Consider the following 26,628-nt stretch of genomic DNA (forward strand, 5'->3'; position numbering starts at 1 on the left):
GGATGCGATATTTATCGCCGGTCGCCTTTCGGTTCAGTACTCCCTTCATAGCCTCATACGCGGCAATACACACATCATGTACCGCGATGGCCGCAGAAGTCGTAATTGCCGCGATTGCAAAGCCTTCCACGAACTAGTGGTGGAGGGATTGGGCCGGTCTGAAGGCCGGTGGCGGAGCGGGAGGGATTCGAACCCTCGATACGGGGTTACCGTATACACACTTTCCAGGCGTGCGCCTTCGACCACTCGGCCACCGCTCCGCATCGCCCGTTCGGGAAGGGAGCGCACCTAGCTTCGTTCCGGGCGCTTCGCAAGGCGGTGATGCTCCGCTAGGCATCTTTGCATGAGAGATTTCGGCATTCCTGCGACGCTTGACGAGATGGAAGCGCTCGGCCGGGCCGCCATCGCGGCCCTCCCACAGGCCTTCCGCGAACAGCTCGGCGACGTGGTGTTCCGCGTCGACGACTTTGCCGACGAGGAGACGCTGCACGACCTCGGAATCGAAAACCCCTTCGAACTGACGGGGGTCTACGAAGGCCATGCGCTGACCGAACGCAGCATCGAGATGTCGGGCACGCTGCCCACCCGCATCCGCCTGTTCCGCCGTCCGATCCTCGACGAGTGGGCCGAGCGCGGCGACGAGACGCTTGAGCACCTCGTGCGCCATGTCGTGATCCACGAGATCGGCCACCATTTCGGCCTTTCCGACGACGATATGCATGCGCTGGAGGAACTGGCGGACGGGTAAATTTCAGTTCGTCATTGCGAGGAGCACCGCGACAACGCAGTCTGGGGCTTCGATGTGATCCGCTCTGGACTGTTTCGCGACGCTCGCCATGACTGGGAAACCAATGCGTATTCTATTTGCCGCCACTGCCGCCACCCTCGCACTCGCCACCACAACCCTCGCGCAGGAGCCGGAAGCGCCCGCGCCTTCTCCCGGCGAGATCGTCAACGCCGCGCCGCAAGACGAATGGGTGGTCATCGATCCCGAAGACCTCGTGGTGATGACCCTTCCGCCGCTCGCCGACGGCAGCGAGCGCAAGGTCGTTATGCAGCTGATCGGCGAGCCTTTCAGCCAGGGCTGGGTCGAGAACATCCGCACCCTCGCGCGCAGCGAATACTGGGATGGCAGCGAGATCCTGCGGGTGCAGGACAATTACGTCGTCCAATGGGGCCGGCCCGACCCGGAGATGGGCGTCGAACCGAAGCCGGTGCCTGAGGGCCTGAACGTGATGCCGGAGAGTGAGTATGTTGCCAATCGCACTCGCGAGCAAGCGCGTGCGCTCCGTGACAGCAGTGCGCTCTTTCACGCTCGAGCGGGAGATCGGTTCAACGAATTTTGCGAAGGCGATGGCGAACTCAAGCCAGGATGGAATATTCGTAAGTGCTCTGGTTTCAACTTGTCCTTGGCCGACGTGCACGGGATGATTAGCGTCGGTTTCGAACAAGGCTGGCCGATCGGCGCGACAATCAACTGGGATCAGGTTTGGCCCGTCCATTGCTACGGCATGGTCGGCGTGGGGCGCGGGATGTCGCCTGATACCGGCGACGGATCGCAGCTCTACACCGTCATAGGCCACGCACCGCGCCACCTCGACCGCAATATCGCGGTCGTCGGGCGGATCGTGGACGGGATCGAGCACCTCTCCAGCCTTCCGCGCGGCAAGGGCGCACTGGGCTTCTACGAAGACCCCGCCAAGCGCGTCCCCATCGTCTCCGTCCGGATGGCCGCCGAACTTCCGGCAAGCGAGATGCCGCGCTTCGAATACCTCTCGACCGAGAGCGACAGCTTCGCCGCCTACGCCGATGCGCGCGCCAATCGCCGCGATCCGTTCTTCATCCAGCCCGCGGGCGGGGCGGATATCTGCAATATCCCCGTACCGGTGCGGCGGGCCGGGGAGAGACAGTGACCAGCGTGTCGCTGCGCGATGCCACCGCGCAGGATGTGCCAGCGATCGCCGCGCTGCATACCGCCAACTGGCGCGAAACCTATGCCGACATTCTCGACCCCGACTACCTCGCCGGGCCGATCGAGGCGGATCGGCAAACGGTGTGGCGCGCGCGCCTGACGGCAGGACCGCCAGACCTTGAAGTGATAGTGGCCGAAAACGCGCGCGGCATCGTCGGTTTTGCCAGCCTATTCCACGATCGCGACCCCGGCTGGGGCGGCTTCGTCGACAATCTCCACAGCGCGGCCGAGGTTCGCGGCCAGGGTGTCGGCAAGGCGCTGCTGGTCGAAGCTGCACGGCGGGTAGCCACGCGCGATCCGGCCAAAGGCCTCTACCTGTGGGTGTTCGAACGCAACGAGACTGCGGTCGGCTTCTACCGCGCGCTCGGCGCCGAGATCGCCGAGAGGATCATGTCCGACTGGGACAAGGCCCCCGACGAGGTGCGCTATCGCATGCACTGGCCGCGCGCGGGCGACCTCGCGAGCCGCTAGATCCGGTCGGCCTGCGCCACGGCATCGCTGGCCCGCAATGCGCTCAAGATCCGCGTCAGGTGCGCAAGGTCCTGCACCTCCACGTCGATCTCATAGGTGGCAAAGGGGTTTTCGACCCGGACCTGCTGCAGGCTGCGCACGTCGGCATTGTTGCGCGCCACGATATTGGTCATTTCGGCGATCGTCCCGCGCCGGTCGTAAAGTGTCACGACGAGCCGGCCGGTCGCCACACCCGAACGGTTGCCCCAGTCGAGATCGAGCCAGTCACGGTCGATCCCGCTCGCCAGGCTGAGGCACTGGATATTGTGGACCTCCACGCTCTCTCCCTTGCGCCGCAGGCCCACGATCCGGTCGCCCGGCACCGGGTGGCAGCATTCGGCGAGCGTATAGGCGTTGCCCGGCTTGAGGCCGCGGATGGAGATCGCCTCCTTGCTGCGGCGCGACCATTCCTCGTCCACCTCCAGCCCGGCGGTGCTGCCCGGCACCAGCGCTTCCATCACCTCCTGATCGGAGATCTGCGCCGCGCCGATCGCGTACATCAGATCTTCCTCTTCATCCATCTCGAGGCGCTTGAGCGCCTCGCGCAAAGCCTTCTTGCCGACCTTGGCGGGCGTGCGCGCGGCGATCTGATCGTACAGCTTGGCGCCCAGTTCGGCGACCTCCTCGCGCTCCTTGTTGCGCACCGCCCGGCGGATCGCGGCGCGCGCCTTACCGGTGACGACGAAGCCGAGCCACGATAGCTGCGGCTCTCCCTCGCTGCCCTTGATGATCTCGACCACGTCCCCGTTCGAAAGCGGAGTGCGCAGCGGCATGTGGCGCCCGTTGATCTTCGCACCGATGGTCTGCGCGCCCAGATCGGTATGGACCGCGAAGGCGAAGTCGACGGGCGTCGCCCCCTTGGGAAGCTGGAACAGTGCACCTTTGGGCGTGAAGGCGAAGATACGATCCTGATAGATCGCGAGCCGCGTGTGTTCGAGCAGTTCGTCGGGATCGTGGCTGGCATCGACGATCTCGATCAGATCGCGCAGCCAGCCGACCTGCCCATCCGGCCGGTCGTGCTGCTTGTAGGCCCAGTGCGCGGCGAGCCCGAATTCGTTGGTCCGGTGCATCTCGTGCGTGCGGATCTGCACCTCCACCCGCATCGAGTTCTCGTAGATCAGCGACGTGTGAAGGCTGCGGTAGCCATTGCTCTTCGGGGTGGAGAGGTAATCCTTGAACTTGCCGGGAATGAACTGCCACACGGTGTGCAGCACCCCCATGGCGCGATAGCAGTCCTCGATACTGTCGGTGATGACGCGAAAGGCGAAGATATCGGTCACCTGATCGAAGGGAAGATGGCGTTCGGCCATCTTCTTCCAGATCGAATAGGGGTGCTTCTCGCGCCCCGACACCTCGACGCTCAAGCCCGCCTCGGCCAGTGCCTGCTTGATCGCGAGCGCGACCGCATCCACCTGCCCGGTGTCCTGGCTGCGAATTTCGGCGAGTCGACCGGTGATGGTGGCGAATGCCTCCGGCTCCAGCTGCTCGAACGCCAGTGCCTGCATTTCGCGCATGTACTCGTACATGCCCACCCGCTCTGCCAGCGGCGCGTAGATATCCATCGTCTCGCGCGCGATCCGGCGACGCTTGTCCTCGCTCTTGATGAAATGGAGCGTGCGCATGTTGTGCAACCGGTCGCCCAGCTTGACCAGCAGCACGCGGATATCCTCGCTCATGGCGAGCAGGAACTTGCGCAGGTTTTCCGCCGCGCGTTCGTTTTCCGGCAGCTGCTCGATCTTGGACAGCTTGGTCACGCCATCGACCAGCCGTGCGATCTCGGGTCCGAAATTGGCCTCGATATCTTCGATCGTGGCAAGCGTATCCTCGACCGTGTCGTGCAGCAGTGCGGTGGCGATGGTCTGCTGATCCAGCCGCAAATCGGTCATCAGCCCGGCCACCTCGACCGGGTGGCTGAAATAGGGATCGCCGCTGGCGCGCTTTTGCGTGCCGTGCTTCTGCACGGTATAGACATAGGCGTGATTGAGCATCGCCTCGTCGGCGTCCGGGTCGTACGCCTTGACCCGCTCTACCAGTTCATATTGTCTCAGCATCGCAATCTCACGATGTGGAGCAACGGTCTTGCATTGCAACGGGAAATTGCCGTTTTGGGCAGGCCGACCAAGCTATTTGTCTTTCGATTTGCGGGCAAGCGCCCTTCCCCATCGACTGCGATACGCCACCCGCGACAAGATCGCGCATCCCGGCGACGCAGCCTGCCCTCATGCGATGTCTCCGGGCTAGTCGCTTTCTGCCAGTAGTCGGTCCACGCCGCCGCGCGTGACCGCGTGATAGCCGTCGCGCGTCTCGGCGTAGATGCGTTTCGCGATCGGCTGGCCCCAGTCGCCTTGCTCCAACAGCACTGCGAAGAGCGGGCGCACGAACTTGGCGCGGCCGATCTCGGCTAGGAACGTCTCGGCCTGCGGCACCGCCGGATCGTAGCGATTGGCCAGCGCCAGCTCGAGCCACAGGAACAGCACTTCGTTGTTGCCCGTCGCCGACAGGCCCAGCGCCTCGTTCAGCGCCGCGAGCTGCGCGGCGGTCCGTTTCTTCGGGATATTATCGAGAAAGCGCATCTGCTCGGCGGCGGTCCAGCCGTTCCAGCCGCTGGGGATCGTGCCGTTTGCCGCATAGGCCTGCACCGCCGCGTCGACCGTGGCGAAAGCCTGCGGGTCGGGCCGCGCGACATTGCCCGGCAAACCAGGTTCGAAGATCCATTCGCGCAGCATGAGCCGGTCGGCCTCGGCGGGCGAGCGGACGAGGTTCTGCTGCATGTCCTCCAGCAGCAGGCGGCTCGTCGCAGGCTCGAACGCGTGATTGTCGAACCACTGCTGCAGCCAGGCATCGAACCGCTCGCGCCCCACGATCCGTTCGACCGTACGCATGAAGAAATGCCCCTTGTCGTAGGCGATGGCGCTGCCGATCAGCTCGCCCTCGCCATCATTGTGGAGCGCGGTGCCCGGCGCATCCTCGCCCACCTCGGCCAGCGTTTCCTTGATATTGGCAAAGGAGAGCGCGGCTTCCTGTTCGGCGCGCTGCTTGCCGTAGACTTCCTCGACGATGCGATTCTCGAAATAGGAGGTCACGCCCTCGTTGAGCCAGCCGTCGCCCCACACCGCATTGGTGACGAGATTGCCCGACCAGCTGTGCGCCAACTCGTGCGCGACGAGGCCGTTGTTCGAACGGTCGCCGGCGATGAAGGTCGGCGTCAGGAAGGTCATCACCGGGTTTTCCATGCCGCCGTAAGGGAAGGCGGGCGGCAGCACGATCATGTCGTAACGGCCCCAGCGATAATCGCCGTAGAGCTCCTCGGCGGCGGCGATCAGTTCTTCGGTATCGGCGACTTCGTTATAGGCGCGGTCGAGCACGGACGGTTCGGCCCACACGCCGCTGCGCGGGCCGGTCGCGCGGAAGTCGATATCGCCCGCAGCGATCGCGATCAGGTAGGGGGGCACGGGCTTGTCCATCACGAAGCGGAAGGCGCGGCGGCCCCTCCCATTTTCATCTGGGCCAAGGTCCTCGGGTTCGCCCTGACGCACGCCGCTCATCACGACATCCAGCGGCTTCGGCGCGGTGATCCGCGCTTCCCACGTCTGGCGGATGCCGGGGCTGTCCTGCGTCGGGATCCACGTCCGGTTGAGGATCGCCTGACCCTGGCTGAAGAGGTAAGGATACTCCCCTCCGGCGGTCTGTTCGGGCGACAGCCATTGCAGTGCGGCCGCATCCTCCGGCGACTGGTAGGCGATGACGATTTCCTCGGCTCCGTCGAGCATGATCGTCAGCGGAGCTCCCTTGCCCCCCTCTTCCACCATCTCCCCGATGTCGTACTCGAGGCTGCGCCCCGCGCCGTCGGTGATCGAGCGTATGGCGAGACCGTTGGTGTCGAGCACGATCCTCTCGGCCCCGGGTTGTGCGAGAATGTCGAGCGTGGCGGTGCCGCCGACCCGCTGGGACGCGAAATCGAGATCGAGGTCGAGATCGACATGGGTCACCCGCGCGACCTGCGGCTGGGCATAGGTCAGATTATCGACGGCATCGGGCGTGGTCAGGATCGGGGAAACCATCGCATCGCTCGCCGTCACTGCGAGATCATCGGCGCCGACGGTTGTACAGGCGGAAGCCAGTACGGCCAGGGCGGCAAGGGTGGCGGCACGATACATCTGCGTCTCCGGAAACGGGTTCGGTCTGTTCAGGCCCTTCGGACACGCGCCGATGCAGGTCAACCGCCGCGCACGGGGCGCGGCGATCCTCACCGCGCGCCGGGACTGGCAAATCTCGGATCAGTGTGCGATGGGAACGTTCACATAAGAGGGAGAGAAAATCTATGATCCGCACCAAGCTGACCGCCTCGGCGCTCGCCGCCTGCATGGCCTGCCTTGCCGTATCGCCCGCGACCGCGCACGAACCGGCCGATCGCACGCTGCTCTGGGCCGACGAATTCAACGAGGACGCGCTCGACCGCGACAACTGGATCGTCGTCGGCACCGATTTCTGGGTCAACAACGAACAGCAGGCCTATGTCGATATGCCCGAGGTGCTGTCGATCGTCGACGATGCCGAGGGTGCGGATGGCGGCGCGCTGATGCTGCGTCCGGTGTACAAGCCCGGCGTCGATCCGCATCCCGAGCGGCAGGCCGATTTCCTGTCCGGCCGGATCGAGAGCCAGGGCAAGTTCGATTTCACCTATGGCCGTGCCGAAGCGCGCATCAGGATGCCCGACGCGGTCGGTGTCTGGCCCGCGTTCTGGGCGCTCGGCAACGGACAATGGCCCGAAACGGGCGAGATCGACATTATGGAATATGTCGGTGAGAAGGACTGGGTGGGCGTCGCGCTGCACGGTCCCGGCTATTCGGGCGAGACCCCGCTGGTGAACAAGTACTACTTCCCGGAAGGCGAGGACGTGACCGACTGGCACGTCTACGCGGTCGAGTGGGAAGAGGACCAGATGCTGTTCCAGATCGACGGCCGCACGATCTACCGCGTGACCCGCCCGATGGTCGAAAATTACGGCGACTGGCGTTTCGACAATCCGAAATACCTGATCCTCAATTTCGCGATGGGCGGCGCCTATCCCTTCAAGACCAACCGGATCGAAGAGCCCTACAATGGCGTGCCGCAGTCCACGGTCGACATGGTGAAGGCTGACGAAGTCGCGATGCTGGTCGACTGGGTGCGGGTCTACGCGCCGGAAGATCCTGTTGCAGAGTGATCAGTTCCATTCGGCCTGCGGCGGCAGGCTCATCAGGATCGCATCGACGTTGCCGCCGGTCTTGAGGCCGAACAATGTCCCCCGGTCGTAGACGAGGTTGAACTCGGCATAGCGCCCGCGCCATTCGAGCTGCGTGCGCTTGTCGGCCTCGGTCCACTCGGCCTCCATCCGGCGGCGGACCAGCTTCGGGAATATCTCGAGGAAGGTCCGCCCGACATCCTTCGTGAAGTCGAGATTGCGCGCGAACCCTGCCGCGTTGTCGCACTCGAGGTGGTCGTAAAAGATTCCGCCCACCCCGCGATGCACGCCGCGATGGGGGATGTAGAAATAGTCGTCCGCCCATTTGCTGAAACGCTCGTAATAGGTCGGGTTGTGCTTGGCGCAGGCGGCGCGGAAGGCGGCGTGGAAATCCTGCGTGTCATCCTCGTAGGGGATCGGTGGATTGAGGTCCGCCCCGCCGCCGAACCACGCCTTGCCGGTGACGAGGAAGCGCGTGTTCATGTGCACCGCAGGCACGTGCGGATTGGCCATGTGCGCGACCAGGCTGATGCCGGTGGCGCTGAAACTGGGATCGTCCTCAGCCCCGTTGATCGTCTTGGCGAATTCGGGCGCGAAGGTGCCGTGGACGGTAGAGACGTTGACGCCGACCTTCTCGAACACCTTGCCCTTCATCAGGCCCTGCACCCCGCCGCCGGGATTGTCGTTGCCTTCCTCCTCGCGATCCCAGGGAGTGTAGGCGAAGGCCGCGTCCGAGCCCGCCTCGCGCTCGATCGCTTCGAATTCGGCACAGATCTGGTCGCGCAGCGACTCGAACCAGGTGCGTGCTTCTTGCGTTTGGGCTGACCGGTCAGGCATTCGTTTCCCCATTAATCGCGGAGCGATGCAGCACCCTTGCCAAGCCTGCCGGGCTAGGGCAAGTGAACGCCATGGTTCCCCTTTCGTTCGGCGATACGGAGCTGCGCCTACGCAGCGACCGTTCGGTCTATTGGCCGCAGCGCAAGACGCTGTTCGTCGCCGATCTGCACCTCGAAAAGGCGAGCTTTTACGCAAGCCACGGCCAGCCGCTGCCGCCCTACGACAGCCGCGCCACGCTGGAACGCGTGGCCGAGGCGGTGGTGGAAACGCGTGCCGAACGGGTCGTCACACTGGGTGACAATTTCCACGATCCCGACGGGGCCGCGCGGCTCGAGCCGGTGGCGTGCGAGATGCTGCGCGCCCTGACCCGCCAGGTCGAATGGGTGTGGGTCACGGGCAACCACGACGGACCCGCCGATGCAGCGGGTGCAGCCGCCGAATGCGGCGGCGTGCTGGTGGAGGAACTGGAGACCGGCGGGATCGTCTGCCGGCACCAGGCCGTGCCGGGCGAGACCCGGGCCGAGCTTTCGGGCCACTGGCACCCCAAGCTCGACGTCGTGCTTCGCGGCCGCCGCATCCGCAGGCCCTGCGCAGTCGTCGCGCACCGCGAGGACGCGCCGCCGCGCATGGTCCTGCCCGCTTTCGGGACGCTGACCGGCGGAATGAACGCAGGCCACGAGGCGATTCGTAACAGCCTGGGTCCGGCCCATATGATCGAGGCCGTGTGCCCTGTGCGCGGGCAACTGGTGCGCTGGCCGCTGTGGCGGGCGCACAAGCGCGCCGCCTGAGAGGGGCTTTGCGCCCCAATTCTTTGCGCCCGACCTCACAGCCCCTTTCGCTTGCGCTCGAAAAGCCCTAAATACCAGCGCTCGACTACAACATTTCAGGAGACCTTCCCATAGCACGTCCCCCCCGTCGTTCCCTTCAGCCGCCGATCAAGAGCGGCCCGCGCTACGACAATTTTATCCAGAGCCCCACGGTCCGCGTCATCGATGAGACCGGGGAGAACATCGGTGTCCTCAACACGCGCGACGCTATCGAGCGCGCCGGCGAAGTCGGCCTGAACCTCGTCGAGGTCTCGCCCAACGCCGATCCCCCGGTGTGCAAGTTCCTGGATGTCGGCAAGCACCGCTACGAAGCGCAGAAGAAGGCGAACCTTGCGCGCAAGACGCAGAAGACGCAGGACATCAAGGAAGTCAAAATGCGTCCCAACATCGACACGCACGATTACGACGTGAAGATGCGCAACGTGAACAAGTTCATCGAAAACGGCGACAAGGTGAAGGTCACCCTGCGCTTCCGCGGGCGCGAGATGGCGCACCAGCAGATCGGCATGGACCTGCTGCGCCGCGTGCAGGAAGACGTGGAAGAAATCGCCAAGGTCGAAGCCTTCCCACGCCTCGAAGGCCGCCAGATGCTGATGGTGCTTTCACCGAAATAAACGGAAGATCGGCGCAGCTGCGGCCCCGCCGGACGATCCCACGGGGTCGTGCCCGGAGGGGGCAGCGCGCGAAGTTCAGGAACCGGACGGTGGCTTCGCACGCTCTCGGGCACATGAAAAAAGCCACGATCGTCTCGCTCGTTTCCGCCGCTTCCTTGCTTGCCGCATGCTCGGCTCCGGCCGAGGACGCGGCGCAACCGGACGGCTCCGACACCATCGCAAAGGCGGAAGCAGAGGTCGCCCCGACGGGAACAGACACGCCGCCCGCGCAGGCCGCTATTCCCGACGTGGGCGATGGTGATCCCGACCTTATGCCCGCGCCATTGGCAGGCGACGCCGAAAGGGGCGAGGAGGGCGCGCGAAACGTGCTCCTGGCCTTCATCCGTGCGATCGAGCTGAAGGAATTCGGCCAGGCGCACGAGATGATGCGCGGACAAGCACGTGACAGCGGCACGGCGGTGGATTTCGCGAGCCAGTTCACGGACTTCGGCAAGATCACTGTCTCAGCGCCCGGCGGCAGGCTCGAAGGCGCAGCCGGAACCACCTACTATACCGCGCCGGCGACGATCACCGGAGGCAATGGCCAGACGCTGTCGGGCGACATCGTGCTGAGCCGGGTGAACGACGTCCCCGGCGCCAGCGAGGACCAGCTTCGCTGGCGCGTCGCCCGCTTCGATATGGACGGCACCGACTAAACTCGCTCCGCTCCCTTGCCCCCGTCGCCCCATCGCTTATCACGGGCGGTGGAGGGGGATCATGGCAAGACTCATCGGGCTCGCGCTGGGCGCGCTGGCATTGCTTGCAGGAATATTCGCGCCGACGCCCGAGGGGTTGAGCCGCGAAGGCCTGATCGTTGCCGGGCTGGTCGTGCTGATGGCCGCCTGGTGGATCACCGAGGCGCTGCCACTGACGGCAACCGCGCTGATGCCGTTCCTCGTCCTGCCCTTTGCGGGCGTGATGGACGCGAGCGAGACCGCCAGCGCCTATTACTCGCCGATCCTGTTCCTGATCCTCGGCGGAGCCTTCATCGCGCTCGCGATCGAGCGGGTCGGGCTCCATCGGCGGCTCAGTCTCGGCATTCTGCGCCTCGCCGGGAAGGATGCAGGGCCGGGTCGCCTGCTGCTCGCCTTCATGGCGAGCGCGGCGATCCTCTCGATGATGATTTCCAACACCTCGACCGCCCTCATCATGATGCCGGTGGCGATTGCGGTGATCGCCGGCGCCGGTCTGGCCGAGGACGACACCGAAGGCCTGTCCGGCGCGCTGCCGATGGGGATCGCCTTCGCCTGCTCCATCGGCGGGCTCGGCACGCTGGTCGGATCGCCCACCAATGCAATCGCGGTCGGCCTGCTCGACCAGACGATCGGCGTGAAGATCAGCTTTGCGCAATGGGCGCTCTATGGCCTGCCGATCGTGATCATCGGCATCCCGGTAGCAGCGGCGATCATCGCGCGGGTGCAGAAGGTCGGTGTGCGCGGATTCGATAGCAGCGCCGCACGCGCGGCCATCCCGATAGAGCGCGCATGGAGCACGCCCGAAAGGCGCCTCGTGCCCCTCGTCGCCCTCACCTTCCTGCTCTGGATGGGCCAGCCGCTGCTGGATCCGCTGCTGCCCGACGGATCGCTGACCGACGGCACGATCGCCATCGCCGCCAGCCTCGCGCTGTTCCTGCTACCCGACGGAACGGGCCGCGCGCTGCTCCAGTGGGAGGAGGCGAACCGGGCCCCCTGGGGGGTCATCATGATGTTCGGCGGGGGACTGGCTCTCGCGGCGGGCATGACCGCGAGTGGCCTCGCCGAATGGCTCGGCGACGCGCTGCTGCCGCTCTCCAACGTGCCGCTGCTGCTGGTCGCCTTCGCGGTGGTGGCGATGGTCATCCTGATCACCGAGTTCGCGAGCAACGTCGCCACCGCATCGGCCATCGTGCCCGTCGTCGCGAGCCTGATCGTCGCGCTGGGTGCGCAGCCCGAACTGCTGGCCCTGCCCGTGGCGCTCGCAGCGAGCTGGGGTTTCATGCTGCCGGCGGGCACCGGCCCCAACGCCATCGCATGGTCGACCGGGCGGATCAGGATCGGCCGCATGGTCACTGCCGGGCTGATGCTCGACCTGATCGGGATTTTCCTGATCGTGGGAATCGTGTGGGCCGTCGGCGCGATCGGGGCCTGAGCATATTGATCGTGGAAACCCGCGCCGCTAGTCGCGCGTTCGACAATCGGCAGCCGGTGGAGATGCGTTCCTGCGGAGGTTAGGAACGGGCCGCCTCCGGCCATGCCTCGAACCCGAGCTCCCGCCTTCCTGGGAGCGCATTTGAGGAAGCCGTCTTTTATGACCGACGCAGTCGACGCAGTCGAAACCCCTACCCCCCGCCGCAAGCCCAAGCCCGAGGTCACCAAGATCGACGGGCGCAAGATGAAGCCCTCGACCCTGATGATGGGCCATGGCTACGACCCGGCGCTTTCCGAGGGATCGCTCAAGGCGCCCATCTTCCTGACCAGCACCTTCGCGTTCGAAAGCGCGGCTGCGGGCAAGCGGCACTTCGAAGGCATCACAGGCATGCGCGAAGGCGGGGCCGAAGGCCTCGTCTATTCGCGCTTCAACGGGCCGAACCAGGAAATCCTCGAAGACCGCCTCGCCATCTGGGACGGCGCGGAAGACGCGCTGTGCTTCTCCAGCGGGATGACCGCGATCTGCGTGATGATGATGGCCTTCTGCAATGCGGGCGACGTGATCGTCCATTCCGGGCCGCTCTATGCCGCGACCGAGGGCTTCGTAGCCAAGATCCTGTCGCGCTACGGGGTTAAGTATATCGACTTCCCGGCGGGCGCGACGCGCGAGGAATTCGACGATGTCCTCGCCAAGGCGAAGGACATGGCGAGCGAGAATGGCGGCAAGGTCGCGATGATCTACCTCGAAAGCCCGGGCAATCCGACCAACGCGCTGGTCGATATCGAGATGGTCCGCGAAGCGCGCGACGCCGCGCTCGACTGGGACTGCCCGATCGCGATCGACAACACCTTCCTCGGCCCGCTGTGGCAGCGCCCGCTGGAACATGGTGCCGATATCGTCTGCTATTCGCTGACCAAATATGTCGGCGGCCACTCCGACCTCGTCGCAGGCTCGATCGCCGGTGACGAGAAGTGGATGAACCCGGTGCGCATGATCCGCAACACGATGGGCGGGATCGCCGATCCCAACACCGCCTGGATGCTGCTGCGCAGCCTCGAAACCGTCGAACTGCGCATGCAGCGCGCGGGTGAGAATGCGGAGAAGGTGTGCGCCTTCCTCGCCAAGCACCCCAAGGTCGAGGGTCTCGGTTATCTCGGCATGCTGAAGGATGAGCGGCAGAGGGACATCTACGCGCGGCATTGCCTTGGCGCAGGGTCCACCTTCTCGCTGTTCCTCAAGGGCGGCGAAGAGGAAAGCTTCCGCTTCCTCGATGCGCTCAAGGTCGCGAAACTCGCGGTCAGCCTCGGCGGCACCGAAACGCTCGCCAGCCACCCGGCCAGCATGACGCACCTGTCTGTGGCCCATGGCCGCCGCCAGGAACTGGGCATTACCGACAGCCTGGTGCGGATCAGCATCGGGATCGAGGATGCGGACGATCTGATCGCGGACTTCGAGCAGGCGCTCGAAGCGGTCTGATCGGATTGGGCGGGCCTTGCGCCGGGCAACCGGCGTTTGCGCCCGCCCATCCCCACCCCACATAGCGAAGATGAAAGCCATCATCGCCGCCGTTTCGCTTGTCATCCTCCCGGCCTGCACGCAGCCCACTTCCACGGCCGCTGCGCCAGAAGCCGGTCCGACGGATAGGATCGAGACGAAGGGGCTCGATCCGGCTCTCCTCGAACAGACGTTGGACGCCGCCGCGGAGCTTCCGCAGCTGAACGGCATGATCGTGCTCCGTGACGGCGAACCGCTGGTCGAGGAAACCTTCAACGATGGCGCACCACTCGACCACGCGGTCAACATCAAGTCCGCGTCGAAGTCCGTGCTCTCCGCACTCGTGGGCATCGCGATCGAGCGCGGCGTGCTCGAGGGCACCGATCAACCGATCCTGACCGAACTGGCCGATCAGGCGCCCGCCAACCCCGATCCGCGCTTCAACCGGCTAACCGTGGGCAATCTCCTGTCGATGCAGGCAGGTCTGGAACGCACGTCAGGCAGCAATTACGGCGCCTGGGTCTCCAGCAACAACTGGGTGCGCGATGCGCTTTCACGTCCGTTCGTGGCCGAGCCGGGTGGACGCATGCTCTATTCTACCGGGAGCAGCCACCTGATGTCGGCCATGCTGACAGAGGCTTCGGGCCGCAGCACCTACGATCTGGCACAAGAATGGCTGGCCGAGCCGCTGGGCATCGCGATCCCTGCCTGGTCGACCGATCCCCAAGGTATCTATTTCGGCGGTAACGACATGCGAATGAGCCCGCGCGATCTTGCCCGCTTCGGCGAACTCTATCGCCTCGGCGGAGAAATCGCCGGGCAGCGCATTGTCCCTGCCAGTTGGATCGAAGAAAGCTGGACCGCGCGCACGACCTCGCCATGGAGTGGAGAGGATTACGGGTACGGCTGGTTCATCAGCGAGGCGGGTGGATACGACCTTTACTACGGCTGGGGCTATGGCGGTCAGATGGTCTACATTCTGCCCGCGCTCGAACTGACCGTGGTGATGACCTCCGACATCGATGCGGAGCGGGGCAGCGACCATATTGGCGCGCTGCGCGGCCTGCTGGAGCAGCGCATCATCCCTGCCGCCGAACGCGGGGAATAGAATGGCGGGCGACCCCACGGCCGCCCGCCATTACGTCAGCCGCCGAAGCGTGCGGTCACCTCGATACCGAACAGGCGCGGTTCGGCCGGGATGAAGGTCGGGATCCGGAAGGACCCGCCGGTATTGCCGGCGTCGAGCAGGTAGTCCTCGTCGAAGGCGTTGCGGATGAAGCCCGCGATCTCGAAACGATCCTCATCGATCGAAATGCCCGCACGCGCGTTTACCAGGGTGACCGGGCCCTGCGAGATCAGCGGATCGTTCGGCACTTCGAAGAAGATCCGGCTGCGGTGCGTCACGCTGGGCGTGGCGAACAGCCGTGCTCCGTTGCCGATCGGCGCATCCACCGTAAAGCCGGCGGCGGCCTGCCATTCGGGCTGGAGGCGGAAGCGCGCGCCGGAGAAATCCGGAGAGAACGCGCCGTCCTCGTCGATGCCGCCGTCGATATAGCCGACATTGCCGAACAGGCTCAGCCAGTCGGTCGCTTGCACTGCGATTTCGGCCTCGACGCCGAGGTTGCTCGCGCTGCCCGCACTCGCGGTGATGAACGAGCCGAGATTATCGGGGTCTTCGACCGACACCTGGAAGTTCTCGTACTTCTGGTAGTAGACGCCGAGCGAGCCGGACAAGAGGCCGCTCGCTAGCTTCACACCGCCTTCGTAGTTCCACACGGTCTCCTCGGCGATCCGGTTCGCCCCGCCCGCGTTGACCTGGACCACCGGCGAACGGCGCCCCTTGGAGATCGTGGCGAACACGTTCACGTCGGGGCTGATGCGATAGAGCGCGTTGAAGCGCGGCAACCATGCATCGAAGCTGTCTTCGCCCGTGACGACCTCGCCGCCCGTGTCGGTCTGGCCGGGGATCAGCGACACCCGCAGGCTGGGCAGCGCTGTGAAAAGCTGGTTCCTCAGCCCTTCCGGCAGCAGTCCGGGCAGGACCGGAACGGGTACGTCGGCGCGAAAGCCCGACCAGCGGTCCTCCCACAGGTACCGGACGCCTGCGGTCAGCTCCAGCGCGTCGGTCGGGATGAAGGTGACGTCCGCGAAGACCGAATAGCTGTCGTTCTGCCCTTGGTTCTCGAACACGGAGGCATAGGGAAGCGCGTCGATCGCGCCGCCGCTGATGGCCGAGGTCAGCTGGGTCGCCGGCGACGAGCCATCGGGCGCGACGCAGGGCACGCCGGGCACTGCGGGGGCGCCGAACACCGTGGTCAGGCACTGGATGAAGGCCCCTTCCTCGGTCGAGAAGGGCACGTTCTGGATGCCGTCTTCGGAAAAGACGTTCCAGCCGAAGGAGCCGCGCAGGCGATCGCTCGCGTAGGTGAAGCGCCCCTCGTGGCTGAACTGGTCGCCCTGCGAGATTTCGGCGAATTCGAGGAACGGCGCGGCCGAGCCGTCGGCGTCGAAAATCTCGTCGCTGTCGAACTTGCGATAGCCGTTGACGGTGGTGAAGCTCCAGCCGGGCGCGAAGGCCCAGTCGGCAGTCAGGTTTACGTCGTAAACTTCACGCTCCAGACCCAGCTGATCGCCGCCCAGTGCTTCGGCGGAGAACGGCGAGCCGCCCAGGTTCGCATCACCAAACGCATTCTCGGCACCACCCGGCGCACCGGCGTAGGCCGGGAACGTACCCGAGACGAAGGGCGTGCCGCCGTGGCGCTGCTGGTCGTAGGTGCCGATCAGGTCCACGGTGATGTCAGACGTCGGCGTGAAGCGCAGCGAGCCGCGCACCCCGAACTGGTTCTTGGCGTAAAGGTCTTCGCGCTGACTGCTCGCCAGATTCTCGACATAGCCGTCGCGGCGACGCCATTCGAAAGCGACGCGGCCTGCGACCACATCCGATCCGGCATTGACGAAGCCCGAAAGCAGCGTTGCGTCGAAGTTTCCGGTTCCGCCGGTCAGCGCTGCGGATGCGCCGGGCTGCGGCTTGGCCGAGACGAGGCTGATCGCGCCCACGGCAGAGGCGGTGCCGAACAGCGTCGCCTGCGGGCCCTTGATGACCTCGACCCGCTCGAGATCGTAGATCGCCTGATACGACCCGCGCGAACGCGAGATGTCGACGCCGTTGTAATAAAGCGTGACGCGCGGTCCCTGCTGGGCCGAGCCGCTGTCGGACGTGATCCCGCGAATGACGATGCCGGGGTTGTTGGCGCTCTGCTCCTGGATGTTGAGGCCGGGAACGTAGTTGGACAATTCGTCGAGGTCGGTCACGCCGAGCTCGGCGATGCGCTCCCCGGTGACCGCGCTGATGGTGATCGGCACGTCGAGCGCGCGCTGCTCGATCTTCTGTGCGGTGACGACGATCAGGTTGCCCGATTCCTCGGTGATCTCTTCCTCACCGGCGGATTCATCGACAGGCGCGACGGGCGCCTGCGCGAAGACCGCGGCGGGCAATAGCGCGGCGGTGCCGAGCAGGGCGAGACGGAAAACGGAATGGAAGGACGAACGCATATTGAGACCCCTGTGCTGCGATTGCGAAGGGGCGTTAGGACCGCTGCGTGACCGATCCGCGTCGTGCGGATTACTCTTTCGTGAAGCTGTGCGTTTGTCCGCCTAACCGTGCCATTCGCGCCGCGCTTCTGCGGCCTTGAGGACCTCGTAGGCAAGCTGAAGCTTCTGGAACTCGGCCGCTGCTTCCTTGTCGCCCGGCTTCACGTCGGGATGAACGGTCTTGGCCTTTTCGCGCCACGCCCGCTTGATGGCCGCGAAATCCGCGTCCGATTCAAGCTCGAGCGCATCGAGCGCGCGCATCTCGTCGGCAGAGCGGGTTCCGTCGCCCGACCCGCCCCAGCTATAGTGCGAGGCTTCGGCATAGCCTGCATTGTCGCGCTGTTCCGTACGGGCGCGTTCGGCCGCTTCGGCCTTCTCCAGTCCTTCGAAATAATCCCACTTCGAATTATATTCCGCCGCGTGTTTCTGGCAGAAGTACCAGCGGTCCGGATTGTTCGGCGACTTGGGCGCGGGGCAATCGCCCCGTTCGTCGCAGCCGTGGCGATCGCACAGGCGCACGGTCGCGGCCTCGCGGCTTTCCTCGTAGCCACGCCAGCGCGGGAAACCCCAGTCGTTCGATCTGCGCGGTCTTGCCATTGGTCCAGTTTAGGGCTCCAGCCCGTTCCTTCAACCTTGCGTCGCCCAAGGAACGAACAAAAAGGGGGGCGAACAAAAAAGGGGCGGGCGATCCCAGCCGGACCGCCCGCCCCCTGAATTCAGAAGGCTCGCGCCTCTAGTTCATGACCACCCTAGTTGATGACCACGGTCACCGCGCGGCGGTTCTGCGCCCAGGCCTCGGGCGTGGAGGCGGTCGCGACCGGGCGTTCCTCGCCATAGCTCACCGTGCGAACGCGGTTGGCCGCAATGCCGAGGCTGACGAGGTAGTTCTTCGCCGCATTGGCCCGGCGCTCGCCCAGCGCGAGGTTGTAGTCGCGCGTGCCGCGCTCGTCGGCATGGCCTTCGATCGTGACGCGCAGGTTCGGATACTGCGACAGGTACTGCGCCTGCGTCTGAAGTGCGGCCGCATCGGCGGTGTCAATGTTGTAGCGGTCGGTGTCGAAATAGATGACGTTCTGGCCGTTCACCGCATTCACGAAATGCTGCTGCGTGCCGACGCCGTCGGTCGGGCCGCTGGTGCCCGGATTGGTCGGCTGGCTCACGCCCGGCTCGGGCGGAAGCTCTTCCGGCGTGCCCGATTTGCAGGCCGCAAGCGACGCCGTGGCGGCAAGGACAATCGCAAACTTGAAATGCGCGTTCATTGGTCTCTCCTTACAAGATGGCCTTCTTCTTCGTCGGTGCGACCCCACGAAATCGGTGTGTTCAGTTCCAACGCCCTAGGGCAGGATCGGTCCCCAGGCCGGGTCGGATGCATCGACCGGAGTGGGCAGGCGACGCAGGTTGTCGCCGGTCAGATCGACCTGGTAGATCGCGGTGCGGCCCGTGTTGCGCTCGGTCCGGAAGAACTGCAGCACGCGGCCGTTCGGCGCCCAGGTCGGGGCCTCGTCCTGCCAGCCGTCGGTCAGCTTGCGGAAATTGCCGCCGCTGGGGCTCATCGTGGCGACATTGAAATCGCCGGGGATGTAGGTGAATGCTATCTGGTCGCCGCGCGGGCTCCATTCGGGCGTCGCCGCGCGGCCGCCGAAGAAGGTGATCCGCTTCTGGTCCGATCCGTCGGCGTTCATCATGTAGATCTGCTGTTCGCCCGAGCGGTCGCTTTCGAACACGATCCGGCTGCCGTCGGGCGAGTAGGATCCGCCCACGTCGATGCCCGGCGCAGTGGTCAGCCGCTCGCTCGCTCCGCCCTGCGCAGACACGCGATAGATATCCGTGTTCCCGTTGACCGCCATCGAATAGAGCACCCAGCGCCCGTCGGGGCTCCAGCGGGGGGCGAAGGTGGGGTTCGCACTCTCGGTCACCAGCGTCTGGCTGCCCGTACCGATGTCGTAGATGTAGATGCGCGGATTGCCGTCGACATAGCTCAGGTACATCAGCTTGCGGTAATCGGGCGAGTAACGCGGGGTCAGCGCGGTCGCACGGCCGGTCGTGATGAAGCGGTGGTTCGCGCCGTCGCTGTCCATGATGGCCAGCCGCTTGGTCCGGTTATCCTTGGGGCCCGTCTCCGCGATATAGGCGATCCGGCTGTCGAAGAACGGGCTTTCCCCGGTCAGGCGCGAATAGATGAGGTCGGCGCATTTGTGCGCCGCGCGCCGCCAGTCGGACGGCGGCACGACCCAGCCCGAGCGCACGAGTTCGTCCCGCAGGGCGACATCGTAGAGGTAGCAGCCGACGACCAGCCGCCCGTCGGCGCGCGGGCGGACATAGCCCTGCACCAGCATTTCGGCGCCGCGCATGCTCCACATGCCCCACACCGGATCGGTGATCTGCGGGTAGGATGGCTTGGGCAGCGCGTCGGGCCCGGTCGGATCGAACAGGCCGTTGTTCTCAAGATCGGCGGTCACGACGCGGGCGAGCTCCTCCCCCAGCGCCGCGGTGCCGCGTGCATTGGCGGCGGTCGCCACGTCACGCTCCGCCGCAAAGGCAGGGATGGCAAGCTGCAGGTTGTCGAGGCTTCCCTCGAACGAGACCGAGCCGGTCAGCCCGCCTGTGTCCTCGCTCGCCTCGCTTCCTTCGGTCTGTACGGTCTCGACCTCGCCGCCCGCAGGCGGCGGGCTGCTGAGATCTTCGTTCTGGGCGAATGCCACATTCGGGCTGGCCACCAGCAAGGTGGCGAGCGCGATGGAGAACAGCGTGCGAGGGGTCATGATTACAGGTTCCAGTCGAAGCTGAAGGCGGAAACGTTTTTCCACGCGTTATAATATTCGGGCGGCAAATCGAAGGGGGCCGCCAATTGGACCGCGCGAATGGCCTGCTCCGCATGGCGTTCGGCCTGCGCGCGATTGGTATCGTTGATGCCGGTCTGGCGCACAAGTCGGGGGCGGCCCGCGAGCGAACCATCCTCGTTCATCTGCCAAGCAATCACGCTGACGATCTTCTCGGCGTCCGGGCCGCTGGGCGGCGCCCAGTGCGGTTTCAATTGGCGAGAAATCGCAGCCGCGATGCTCGCGCGCGCGCTGGCCCCGACCTGCGATGCGGGGACACGCGTGTCGCTCGATCTGGTGGACTCGCCCGCACCTGCCAGGAAATCGCTGCCCACGCGGCTGCCGCCCGATCGGCGCGCCTCGCGCGTGGGTTCGGGCCGCGGTGCGGAGGATGTCGCGCGGCTGGTCGGGCGAGGTTCGGGGCGGCTGCTCGCGCGCGCGGTCGGGCGCGGCTGCGGGCGGCTGGTGGCGCGCGGTGCCGGCCGCGGCTGGGGGGCAGGCGCGCTGGTCGGCTGCGGCACCGGTGCGGGAAGCGGTGGCGGCGGCGCGTATTCGATCGGCGGCGGCGCGCTTTCGCCCAGTTCTGGCGCGACCGAGGCTTGCGATTCACGCACCGGATCAGGCGCGGCGGACGTCATCCCGACCTCCTCCGCAAAATTCACGGTGATCCGCTCCGGCTCGGGCGGCGGCGCGCGCGTCGCGCCCTGAAGCAGCAGCAGCGCCACCAGCAGCGCGTGCAGCGCTACCGCGACAATCAGCGCTACGGCATCGGGGCCAGAAAAGGATTTCGCCTGCATCCGGTCTCCGGCGCTAAAGCGACTGACTTGAACTGTTGGTGACCAGCGAGATCGAATTGCAGCCCATCCGGTTCAATTCGCCCATCACGCCCATCACGCGCCCGTAGTCGAGCGTGCGATCGGCGCGCAGGATCACTTCGCGCTCCGAGCAGGACACGCCCTCGCTCGCGGTGGCCAGCGCCGCGCCGAGCTGACCCTGCGGAACCGCATCCTCACCGACATAGATCGTGCCGTCACCGGCAATCGCCACGTCGAGCGGGTCGGTCTCCTGCGGCAGCGCATTGGCGCGGCTGTCGGGCAGGTCGACCGGCACGCCCGCCGTCATCAGCGGGGCGGTGACCATGAAGATGATCAGCAGCACCAGCATCACGTCGACCAGCGGGGTAACGTTGATCTCCGCCATCGGCGCGCGCTTGGCATTGCGCCCGCGCTTTTGGGTATGGACGCCCATCGCCATGTCAGACGCGCTCCAGCTCGCGGCCGAGATTGGCGTTGAAGCGGTCGGCGAAGCGCTGGAGGATCGCCTCGTAGCGGTTCACGCTCGCGCCGAAACGGTTGTAGGCGATAACCGCGGGGATCGCCGCGAACAGCCCGATCGCGGTTGCGAACAGCGCTTCGGAAATCCCCGGAGCGACCACGGCGAGCGAGGAATTCTGCTGCGCGCCGATCTGGAAGAAGCTGTTCATGATGCCCCACACGGTGCCGAACAGGCCCACGAAGGGCGCAACCGAGCCGAGCGTGGCAAGGAAGTTGAGGCGTCCGGCCAGCCGGTCCGCCTCTTCGGCGACATGGCTGTCCATCACCGCCGCGATGCGGGCCTGCGCGCCGCGCACGTCCTTGACCCCGCCCTTTGTCGACTTCTTCCACTCGGTGATCGCACCCCACGCGATCCGCGCCGGGGCAACATCGCGATCGCGATAGGCGTCGAGCGTTTCCTCGTAATTCTCGGACGCCCAGAAATCCTTCTCGAACTTGGCCGCACGTTTCTTCGCGCCGCCGATCTTCGTGGCGAAGGAGATGATGATCATCCAGCTCCAGATCGATGCGAGCAACAGGCCCGCCATCACCGCCTGGACGACGATATCGGCGTCGAGGAACAGCTCCACGGGTTCGAGCCGGGTCGGCGCGGCCGGCAAAGCCGCAGGCGTCGCGGCGGCTAGCAGGTCGAAGGCAATCATTCAGGCATGCTCCCCTTGGGATGTCGTATCGAGAATCTTTTTGAAGGCGTCGCGCCACGCCTCGGGCTGGCGGCGCGGGCGGCCGTCGGGCGCGATGAAGCCGACGCGCAGATACGCGGTGCAGATCGTTTCGCCATCGCGCTTCGCTTCCTGTGCCATCCGCACGCTCGCTGCCTTCAGTTCGCTGCACCGCGTATGAATGACGATATCGTCGTCGAGCCGTGCGGGGCGCAGGTAGCGCAGCTGAACATCGGCCACTGCATAGGCGCCGCCACCACTTTCGATCGCGGCGCGCTGGTCGATCCCGAGCATTCGCAGCACGTCGGACCGCGCGCGCTCGAACCAGCGAAGGTAATTGGCATGGTACACGATGCCCGAAAGATCGGTGTCCTCGTAATAGGCGCGCACCGCGTAGAGATGCGTCGTCCCGTCGAAGACGCCACCCGGCGGTGTGGGCTGCAAAGGATCGGATGCGTCGGTCATGCGGGTCGCGCCTTTACCGGAAAGCGAGTCGCGGCGGCAATCACAAACGCATCCCCTGTCGCACAGGCGGAGCGTTTCGCCGTGGCGCGCGACCGAAATGCGCGGATAATCAGGCGATCATCCGGCCCAGCTTCTGCCCGCCGAAGATATGCACGTGGAAGTGCGGCACTTCCTGCCCGCCATTCTCGCCCACATTTGCAAGCAGGCGATAGCCGGGCTCGACCAGGCCCTTGGCCCGCGCCACGATGCCGACCGCGCGGACCAGGCCCGCGATCTCCTCGTCCGATGCTTTTTCCGAGAAATCGTCCCAGCTGACATACTTGCCCTTGGGTATCACCAGCGTGTGGATTTCCGCCTGCGGGGCGATATCCTCGAACGCGAAGGCCCATTCGTCCTCGTACACCTTGGTGCACGGGATATCGCCGCGCAGGATCTTCGCGAAGATATTGTCGTCCTCGTAAGGCGCGGTCGGATCAATCGGCACGGGCGTTCTCCTTTTCATTCGGGCGACCGGCTTTCTCCTCGATCCCGGAGATGCCTTCGCGCCGCTCCAGCTCGGCGAGCACGTCGGCCAGGACGATCTCGCGATCGGCGAGCAGCGCCATCAGGTGGAACAGCACGTCCGCCGCTTCGCCGACCAGATCCTCGTCGCTGCCCGAAAGCGCGGCGACCACCGCCTCGACCGCTTCCTCGCCCAGCTTGCGGGCCATCATCGGGCGTCCCTCACGCTTCATCAGCGCAACATAGCTCGTCTCCGGGTCGCAATTGCGACGTTCGAGGATGACCTGTTCGAGGCGGGCGAGAGTGTCCATATATTGCGTCTCTTTCGGGTTATTTGCACGCTCAACCGCGCGCTGCGAAGGGTGGTTCCGGGTGGCGCGCGGGCAGGCCTGCATCGCGCAGCGCGCCCTGCGCCTGCGCGATGGTATGCTGCCCGAAGTGAAAGATGCTGGCGGCGAGCACGGCGCTCGCATGGCCATCGCGCACGCCGGCGACCATGTGATCGAGCGTACCGACCCCGCCGCTGGCGATCACTGGCACATCGACCGCATCGGCGATCATCCGGGTCAGTTCGAGGTCGTAGCCATCCTTGGTCCCGTCGCGATCCATCGAGGTGACGAGCAGTTCGCCCGCGCCCAGCTGCGCCAGCTTCGTGGCGTGCTCGAGCGCGTCGATCCCGGTCGCGCGGCGGCCGCCATGGGTATATATCTCCCACTTACCCAATCCCGCTCGTGCTGAGCTTGTCGAAGCACCGTCCTTTTCTTCGGAAGAAAAGTGCGACCCTTCGACAGGCTCAGAGTGAGCGGGTCGGGAGGGGGATACCACCCTTCTGGCATCCACGCTCGCCACAACGCACTGGCTGCCCATGCGCTGCGCGATCTCGCCCACCAGCTCAGGCCGCGCCACGGCGGCCGAATTGATCGCGACCTTGTCCGCTCCCGCCAGCAGCAGCGCACGCGCATCCTCGACGCTGCGCACGCCGCCGCCCACGGTAAGCGGCATGAAGCAGACCTCGGCCGTACGCCGGACGATATCGACCAATGTCGCGCGCCCTTCGTGACTGGCAGAAATGTCGAGGAAGCACAGCTCGTCCGCCCCGGCGAGGTCGTAGGCATGCGCCTGCTCGACCGGATCGCCCGCATCGCGTAGATCGACGAAGTTGACGCCCTTGACCACGCGGCCCTCGGCCACGTCGAGACAGGGGATGACGCGGACGCGGACGGTCATGCCGAGGCCCTCGTCGTCGTGACGGCAGGGGCGTCTGCGCTTTCTTGCGGCGCGTCGTCCCGCACCTGCCCAGCGAGCCAGAACATGCCGATCGCCATATTGATATAGAGCACGATCGCAAACCAGAAGCGGGTCGGGTCCTCGTCCGTCTTGCTCAGCCGGAACTTCCCCAGCCCGGTCCTGCCCCGCACCGCGTCGATGGTGGCGACGGCCAGCATCACGAACACGGCGAGCAAGGCGATATTGGCGATGGTCAAACCATCGCTCCCACCCGCAGCGCCTCGGCGAGGTCGAGCCGCCCGTCGTAGAGCGCGCGACCGGTAATCACGCCTTCGATCCCGTCCTTCGCGTGGGGCGCGAGCGCGCGGATATCCTCGATCCCCGCGACGCCGCCGCTGGCGATCACGGGTAGCGATTGCGCCTTGGCCAGCGCCAGCGTCGCCTCGACATTGCAGCCCTTGAGCAGGCCGTCGCGGCCGATATCGGTGAACAGCAGCGCGGCGACGCCCGCATCCTCGAACCGGCGCGCAAGGTCTTCTACGGCCAAGTCGGAGACGCTCGCCCAGCCCTCGGTCGCGACCATGCCGTCGCGCGCATCGACCGCGACCACGACCTTGCCCGGATGATCCGCCGCGAGCGCCTTGACCAGTTTGGGGTCCTTGAGCGCCGCGGTTCCGATCACGATCCGCGCCACGCCCAGCTCCAGCCACCGCTCCGCGCCTTCGCGCGTGCGGATTCCGCCGCCCAGCTGGACCTTGCCGGGGAAGCGGCGCAGGATGGCTTCGACCGCATGCGCATTGACCGGCTCGCCTGCGAAAGCTCCGTCGAGGTCGACGACATGCAGCCAGCTCGCACCGGCCATCGCGAAGCGCGCGGCCTGTTCGCCCGGATCGTCGCCGTAGACGGTCGCGCGGTCCATATCGCCCTCGGCGAGGCGGACGACCTGGCCGCCCTTGAGGTCGATGGCGGGGAAGATGATCACTGGCACTTACCTCCTAATCCCGCTCGGGCTGAGCCTGTCGAAGCCCTGCATTTTTCTTCGAGCCGATCGCGACCAAGGAAAAGAACAGCCCTTCGACAGGCTCAGGGCGAGCGGTTCTACCTTTCTTCTCACGGTCGCCACTTCAAAAACCTCTCGAGCAGCGCCAGCCCGTAGGCCTGGCTCTTTTCCGGGTGGAACTGCACGCCGAGGATATTGTCGCGCGCTACCGCCGCCGTCACCGATCCGCCATGGTCGGTGCGCGCTGCGACATGCGCTTCGTCCGCGACATCGATGGCGTAGGAATGCAGGAAATAGGCCTCGCCCGGATGGACCAGCCCGCTCGCATCGTCGGCCACGACCACATCGTTCCAGCCCATGTGCGGCACCTTCACGTGTTCGGACGGCTCCAGCGCCCGCACCTCGCCGCCGATCCAGCCGAGGCCCGGCGTCTCGCCATGCTCGAGCCCGCGGGTCGCGAGCAGTTGCATGCCGACGCAGATGCCGAGGAAGGGCACGCCATCGCGCAGCACGCGGCTCTCCAGCGCCTCGATCATGTCCGGCAGCCTCGCGAGCCCCTCGTAGCACGCCCCGAACGCGCCCACGCCGGGCAGCACGATCCGCTCCGCCTTCGCGAGCGCATCGCCATCGGCCACGAGCTGCACTTTCGCGCCGACCCGGGCCAGCGCGTTGTCGACCGAATGCAGGTTGCCCGCGCCGTAATCGATCAGCGCGACAGTCTCAGCCACCAAGGATCCCCTTGGTGCTGGGCACCGCCCCGCCCTTGCGCGGATCGATCTCGACCGCCTGGCGCATGGCGCGCGCGAAGCCCTTGTAGATCGCCTCGCAGATATGGTGGTTGTTGCTGCCATAGAGCAGCTCGATATGCAGGGTCAGGCCCGCGGTCTGCGCGACCGAACCGAACCAGTGCTCGATCAGTTCGGTGTCCCATTCGCCCAGCCGGGGCTGGCTGAAGCCTGCCCGCCAGACGCAGTAGGGCCGGCCCGAGATATCGAGCGCCACGCGCGCCAGCGTCTCGTCCATCGGCGAGAAGGCCTGGCCGTAACGCGCGATGCCGCCCTTGTCGCCCAGCGCATCGGACAGCGCCTGGCCCAGCGCGATCGCGCTGTCCTCGGTCGTGTGGTGCTGGTCGACATGCAGGTCGCCGTCGACGCGCATCTCGACATCGATCAGCGAATGCTTCGAGAACTGCTCCACCATGTGATCGAGAAAGCCGATCCCGGTATGGACGTCGTAAGTGCCCGTGCCGTCCAGATTCACCGCGACGCGGATCCGGGTTTCCTGGGTGTCTCGCTCGATCAGTCCTGTGCGCATGGGTGTGCGCGCTATCGGGCGGCGCGCCCGTGCGCAAGCATTCTGCGCTTGACCGGACGCGCGCTCCCCTTCAC

At 65.8% G+C, this 26,628-nt stretch carries 28 protein-coding genes and 1 tRNA gene; 10 read left to right on the forward strand and 19 right to left on the reverse strand.

Going from position 1 to position 26,628, the window contains the following annotated elements; genetic code table 11:
- Positions 1-169: 169 nt before the first annotated feature.
- Positions 170-260: transfer RNA gene (locus DL238_RS00075), tRNA-Ser, on the reverse strand.
- Between the two features lie 83 nt (positions 261-343).
- On the opposite strand from DL238_RS00075, the gene DL238_RS00080 reads away from it, so the two are divergent.
- The 3 genes from DL238_RS00080 to DL238_RS00090 all read left to right on the forward strand — a co-directional run bounded on the left by DL238_RS00080 (position 344) and on the right by DL238_RS00090 (position 2,443).
- Positions 344-748 carry a metallopeptidase family protein gene (locus tag DL238_RS00080; protein ID WP_115490404.1) on the forward strand — a complete coding sequence of 135 codons (405 nt, stop codon included), beginning with the start codon at positions 344-346 and terminating at the stop codon, positions 746-748.
- 103 nt (positions 749-851) lie between these two features.
- On the forward strand, positions 852-1,913 hold the full coding sequence (locus DL238_RS00085) for a peptidylprolyl isomerase (RefSeq protein WP_115490405.1): 1,062 nt from the start codon (positions 852-854) through the stop codon (positions 1,911-1,913).
- Positions 1,910-2,443, forward strand: a complete 534-nt coding sequence (locus DL238_RS00090) for a GNAT family N-acetyltransferase (RefSeq protein ID WP_181883764.1) — start codon at positions 1,910-1,912, stop codon at positions 2,441-2,443. The genes DL238_RS00085 and DL238_RS00090 overlap by 4 nt, the downstream gene beginning before the upstream one ends.
- On the opposite strand, the gene DL238_RS00095 is transcribed toward DL238_RS00090, so the two are convergent.
- Positions 2,440-4,533, reverse strand: coding sequence for a RelA/SpoT family protein (locus tag DL238_RS00095; protein ID WP_115490407.1), 2,094 nt, complete (start codon positions 4,531-4,533; stop codon positions 2,440-2,442). The genes DL238_RS00090 and DL238_RS00095 overlap by 4 nt on opposite strands.
- 186 nt (positions 4,534-4,719) lie before the next feature.
- Positions 4,720-6,639 (reverse strand): M1 family metallopeptidase, encoded by a 1,920-nt coding sequence (locus DL238_RS00100; RefSeq protein ID WP_115490408.1) that lies wholly within the window; start codon positions 6,637-6,639, stop codon positions 4,720-4,722.
- A gap of 164 nt (positions 6,640-6,803) precedes the next feature.
- Here DL238_RS00100 and DL238_RS00105 point away from each other — a divergent pair, with 164 nt between their 5' ends.
- Positions 6,804-7,688 carry a glycoside hydrolase family 16 protein gene (locus DL238_RS00105; RefSeq protein WP_115490409.1) on the forward strand — a complete coding sequence of 295 codons (885 nt, stop codon included), beginning with the start codon at positions 6,804-6,806 and terminating at the stop codon, positions 7,686-7,688.
- Here the strand turns inward: DL238_RS00105 and hemF are convergent, their stop codons facing one another.
- Positions 7,689-8,543 (reverse strand): oxygen-dependent coproporphyrinogen oxidase, encoded by an 855-nt coding sequence (gene hemF, locus DL238_RS00110; RefSeq protein ID WP_181883765.1) that lies wholly within the window; start codon positions 8,541-8,543, stop codon positions 7,689-7,691.
- 71 nt (positions 8,544-8,614) lie between these two features.
- On the opposite strand from hemF, the gene pdeM reads away from it, so the two are divergent.
- From pdeM to DL238_RS00140, 6 genes are all read left to right on the forward strand, one after another.
- A complete protein-coding gene (pdeM, locus tag DL238_RS00115) occupies positions 8,615-9,331 on the forward strand; it encodes a ligase-associated DNA damage response endonuclease PdeM (protein WP_115490411.1) in 717 nt (238 codons plus the stop codon).
- Positions 9,332-9,441: 110 nt separating this feature from the next.
- Positions 9,442-9,984: a translation initiation factor IF-3 gene (gene infC / locus DL238_RS00120; RefSeq protein ID WP_115490412.1), complete on the forward strand. Its 543-nt coding sequence runs from the start codon at positions 9,442-9,444 to the stop codon at positions 9,982-9,984.
- A gap of 113 nt (positions 9,985-10,097) precedes the next feature.
- Positions 10,098-10,679: a hypothetical protein gene (locus tag DL238_RS00125; RefSeq protein ID WP_234030894.1), complete on the forward strand. Its 582-nt coding sequence runs from the start codon at positions 10,098-10,100 to the stop codon at positions 10,677-10,679.
- A 61-nt stretch (positions 10,680-10,740) separates the two neighbouring features.
- The gene (locus tag DL238_RS00130; protein WP_115490413.1) at positions 10,741-12,150 is read left to right on the forward strand and encodes an SLC13 family permease; all 1,410 of its coding nucleotides are present in this window, start codon (positions 10,741-10,743) and stop codon (positions 12,148-12,150) included.
- A 159-nt stretch (positions 12,151-12,309) separates the two neighbouring features.
- Positions 12,310-13,626 (forward strand): cystathionine gamma-synthase family protein, encoded by a 1,317-nt coding sequence (locus DL238_RS00135; RefSeq protein WP_115490414.1) that lies wholly within the window; start codon positions 12,310-12,312, stop codon positions 13,624-13,626.
- Positions 13,627-13,696: 70 nt separating this feature from the next.
- Positions 13,697-14,752, forward strand: coding sequence for a serine hydrolase domain-containing protein (locus tag DL238_RS00140; RefSeq protein WP_115490415.1), 1,056 nt, complete (start codon positions 13,697-13,699; stop codon positions 14,750-14,752).
- Positions 14,753-14,787: 35 nt separating this feature from the next.
- On the opposite strand, the gene DL238_RS00145 is transcribed toward DL238_RS00140, so the two are convergent.
- From DL238_RS00145 to hisB, 15 genes are all read right to left on the reverse strand, one after another.
- Positions 14,788-17,196: a TonB-dependent receptor gene (locus tag DL238_RS00145; RefSeq protein WP_115490416.1), complete on the reverse strand. Its 2,409-nt coding sequence runs from the start codon at positions 17,194-17,196 to the stop codon at positions 14,788-14,790.
- 102 nt (positions 17,197-17,298) lie between these two features.
- Positions 17,299-17,832 carry a J domain-containing protein gene (locus tag DL238_RS00150; protein WP_115490417.1) on the reverse strand — a complete coding sequence of 178 codons (534 nt, stop codon included), beginning with the start codon at positions 17,830-17,832 and terminating at the stop codon, positions 17,299-17,301.
- A gap of 152 nt (positions 17,833-17,984) precedes the next feature.
- Positions 17,985-18,494, reverse strand: coding sequence for a peptidoglycan-associated lipoprotein Pal (gene pal, locus DL238_RS00155; protein ID WP_115490418.1), 510 nt, complete (start codon positions 18,492-18,494; stop codon positions 17,985-17,987).
- A 75-nt stretch (positions 18,495-18,569) separates the two neighbouring features.
- Complete coding sequence (gene tolB / locus DL238_RS00160) at positions 18,570-19,997, reverse strand: Tol-Pal system beta propeller repeat protein TolB (protein WP_115490419.1); 1,428 nt, start codon at positions 19,995-19,997, stop codon at positions 18,570-18,572.
- Positions 19,998-19,999: 2 nt separating this feature from the next.
- Positions 20,000-20,851 (reverse strand): energy transducer TonB, encoded by an 852-nt coding sequence (locus DL238_RS00165; protein WP_115490420.1) that lies wholly within the window; start codon positions 20,849-20,851, stop codon positions 20,000-20,002.
- Positions 20,852-20,864: 13 nt separating this feature from the next.
- Complete coding sequence (locus DL238_RS00170) at positions 20,865-21,308, reverse strand: ExbD/TolR family protein (protein WP_115490421.1); 444 nt, start codon at positions 21,306-21,308, stop codon at positions 20,865-20,867.
- 1 nt (position 21,309) lies between these two features.
- Complete coding sequence (gene tolQ / locus DL238_RS00175; RefSeq protein WP_181883766.1) at positions 21,310-22,029, reverse strand: protein TolQ; 720 nt, start codon at positions 22,027-22,029, stop codon at positions 21,310-21,312.
- Positions 22,030-22,512, reverse strand: a complete 483-nt coding sequence (locus DL238_RS00180) for a YbgC/FadM family acyl-CoA thioesterase (protein ID WP_115490422.1) — start codon at positions 22,510-22,512, stop codon at positions 22,030-22,032.
- 109 nt (positions 22,513-22,621) lie between these two features.
- Positions 22,622-22,996, reverse strand: a complete 375-nt coding sequence (locus DL238_RS00185; RefSeq protein ID WP_115490423.1) for a histidine triad nucleotide-binding protein — start codon at positions 22,994-22,996, stop codon at positions 22,622-22,624.
- Positions 22,986-23,324, reverse strand: coding sequence for a phosphoribosyl-ATP diphosphatase (locus DL238_RS00190; protein ID WP_115490424.1), 339 nt, complete (start codon positions 23,322-23,324; stop codon positions 22,986-22,988). Before DL238_RS00190 ends, DL238_RS00185 begins: the two co-directional genes overlap by 11 nt.
- Before the next feature lie 31 nt (positions 23,325-23,355).
- The gene (gene hisF, locus DL238_RS00195) at positions 23,356-24,240 is read right to left on the reverse strand and encodes an imidazole glycerol phosphate synthase subunit HisF (RefSeq protein ID WP_115490425.1); all 885 of its coding nucleotides are present in this window, start codon (positions 24,238-24,240) and stop codon (positions 23,356-23,358) included.
- Positions 24,237-24,497 (reverse strand): hypothetical protein, encoded by a 261-nt coding sequence (locus DL238_RS00200; RefSeq protein ID WP_115490426.1) that lies wholly within the window; start codon positions 24,495-24,497, stop codon positions 24,237-24,239. The genes hisF and DL238_RS00200 overlap by 4 nt, the downstream gene beginning before the upstream one ends.
- On the reverse strand, positions 24,494-25,228 hold the full coding sequence (gene hisA, locus DL238_RS00205; protein WP_115490427.1) for a 1-(5-phosphoribosyl)-5-[(5-phosphoribosylamino)methylideneamino]imidazole-4-carboxamide isomerase: 735 nt from the start codon (positions 25,226-25,228) through the stop codon (positions 24,494-24,496). The genes DL238_RS00200 and hisA overlap by 4 nt, the downstream gene beginning before the upstream one ends.
- Before the next feature lie 122 nt (positions 25,229-25,350).
- Positions 25,351-25,968, reverse strand: a complete 618-nt coding sequence (gene hisH / locus DL238_RS00210; RefSeq protein WP_115492677.1) for an imidazole glycerol phosphate synthase subunit HisH — start codon at positions 25,966-25,968, stop codon at positions 25,351-25,353.
- Complete coding sequence (hisB, locus tag DL238_RS00215) at positions 25,961-26,554, reverse strand: imidazoleglycerol-phosphate dehydratase HisB (RefSeq protein ID WP_115490428.1); 594 nt, start codon at positions 26,552-26,554, stop codon at positions 25,961-25,963. Before hisB ends, hisH begins: the two co-directional genes overlap by 8 nt.
- Positions 26,555-26,628 lie beyond the last annotated feature (74 nt).

The sequence above is a fragment of the Alteriqipengyuania lutimaris genome (genome assembly GCF_003363135.1).
GTDB lineage: Bacteria > Pseudomonadota > Alphaproteobacteria > Sphingomonadales > Sphingomonadaceae > Alteriqipengyuania > Alteriqipengyuania lutimaris.

What these genes read in the sequence shown, in the direction of transcription:
- DL238_RS00080 (WP_115490404.1), top strand. Translation starts at nt 344, where the DNA reads ATGAGAGATTTCGGCATTCCTGCGACGCTTGACGAGATGGAAGCGCTC.
- DL238_RS00085 (WP_115490405.1), top strand. Translation starts at nt 852, where the DNA reads ATGCGTATTCTATTTGCCGCCACTGCCGCCACCCTCGCACTCGCCACC.
- DL238_RS00095 (WP_115490407.1), bottom strand. Translation starts at nt 4,533, where the DNA reads ATGCTGAGACAATATGAACTGGTAGAGCGGGTCAAGGCGTACGACCCG.
- DL238_RS00100 (WP_115490408.1), bottom strand. Translation starts at nt 6,639, where the DNA reads ATGTATCGTGCCGCCACCCTTGCCGCCCTGGCCGTACTGGCTTCCGCC.
- DL238_RS00105 (WP_115490409.1), top strand. Translation starts at nt 6,804, where the DNA reads ATGATCCGCACCAAGCTGACCGCCTCGGCGCTCGCCGCCTGCATGGCC.
- hemF (WP_181883765.1), bottom strand. Translation starts at nt 8,543, where the DNA reads ATGCCTGACCGGTCAGCCCAAACGCAAGAAGCACGCACCTGGTTCGAG.
- pdeM (WP_115490411.1), top strand. Translation starts at nt 8,615, where the DNA reads ATGGTTCCCCTTTCGTTCGGCGATACGGAGCTGCGCCTACGCAGCGAC.
- DL238_RS00125 (WP_234030894.1), top strand. Translation starts at nt 10,098, where the DNA reads ATGAAAAAAGCCACGATCGTCTCGCTCGTTTCCGCCGCTTCCTTGCTT.
- DL238_RS00130 (WP_115490413.1), top strand. Translation starts at nt 10,741, where the DNA reads ATGGCAAGACTCATCGGGCTCGCGCTGGGCGCGCTGGCATTGCTTGCA.
- DL238_RS00135 (WP_115490414.1), top strand. Translation starts at nt 12,310, where the DNA reads ATGACCGACGCAGTCGACGCAGTCGAAACCCCTACCCCCCGCCGCAAG.
- DL238_RS00140 (WP_115490415.1), top strand. Translation starts at nt 13,697, where the DNA reads ATGAAAGCCATCATCGCCGCCGTTTCGCTTGTCATCCTCCCGGCCTGC.
- DL238_RS00145 (WP_115490416.1), bottom strand. Translation starts at nt 17,196, where the DNA reads ATGCGTTCGTCCTTCCATTCCGTTTTCCGTCTCGCCCTGCTCGGCACC.
- DL238_RS00150 (WP_115490417.1), bottom strand. Translation starts at nt 17,832, where the DNA reads ATGGCAAGACCGCGCAGATCGAACGACTGGGGTTTCCCGCGCTGGCGT.
- pal (WP_115490418.1), bottom strand. Translation starts at nt 18,494, where the DNA reads ATGAACGCGCATTTCAAGTTTGCGATTGTCCTTGCCGCCACGGCGTCG.
- tolB (WP_115490419.1), bottom strand. Translation starts at nt 19,997, where the DNA reads ATGACCCCTCGCACGCTGTTCTCCATCGCGCTCGCCACCTTGCTGGTG.
- DL238_RS00165 (WP_115490420.1), bottom strand. Translation starts at nt 20,851, where the DNA reads ATGCAGGCGAAATCCTTTTCTGGCCCCGATGCCGTAGCGCTGATTGTC.
- DL238_RS00170 (WP_115490421.1), bottom strand. Translation starts at nt 21,308, where the DNA reads ATGGCGATGGGCGTCCATACCCAAAAGCGCGGGCGCAATGCCAAGCGC.
- tolQ (WP_181883766.1), bottom strand. Translation starts at nt 22,029, where the DNA reads ATGATTGCCTTCGACCTGCTAGCCGCCGCGACGCCTGCGGCTTTGCCG.
- DL238_RS00180 (WP_115490422.1), bottom strand. Translation starts at nt 22,512, where the DNA reads ATGACCGACGCATCCGATCCTTTGCAGCCCACACCGCCGGGTGGCGTC.
- DL238_RS00190 (WP_115490424.1), bottom strand. Translation starts at nt 23,324, where the DNA reads ATGGACACTCTCGCCCGCCTCGAACAGGTCATCCTCGAACGTCGCAAT.
- hisF (WP_115490425.1), bottom strand. Translation starts at nt 24,240, where the DNA reads ATGACCGTCCGCGTCCGCGTCATCCCCTGTCTCGACGTGGCCGAGGGC.
- hisB (WP_115490428.1), bottom strand. Translation starts at nt 26,554, where the DNA reads ATGCGCACAGGACTGATCGAGCGAGACACCCAGGAAACCCGGATCCGC.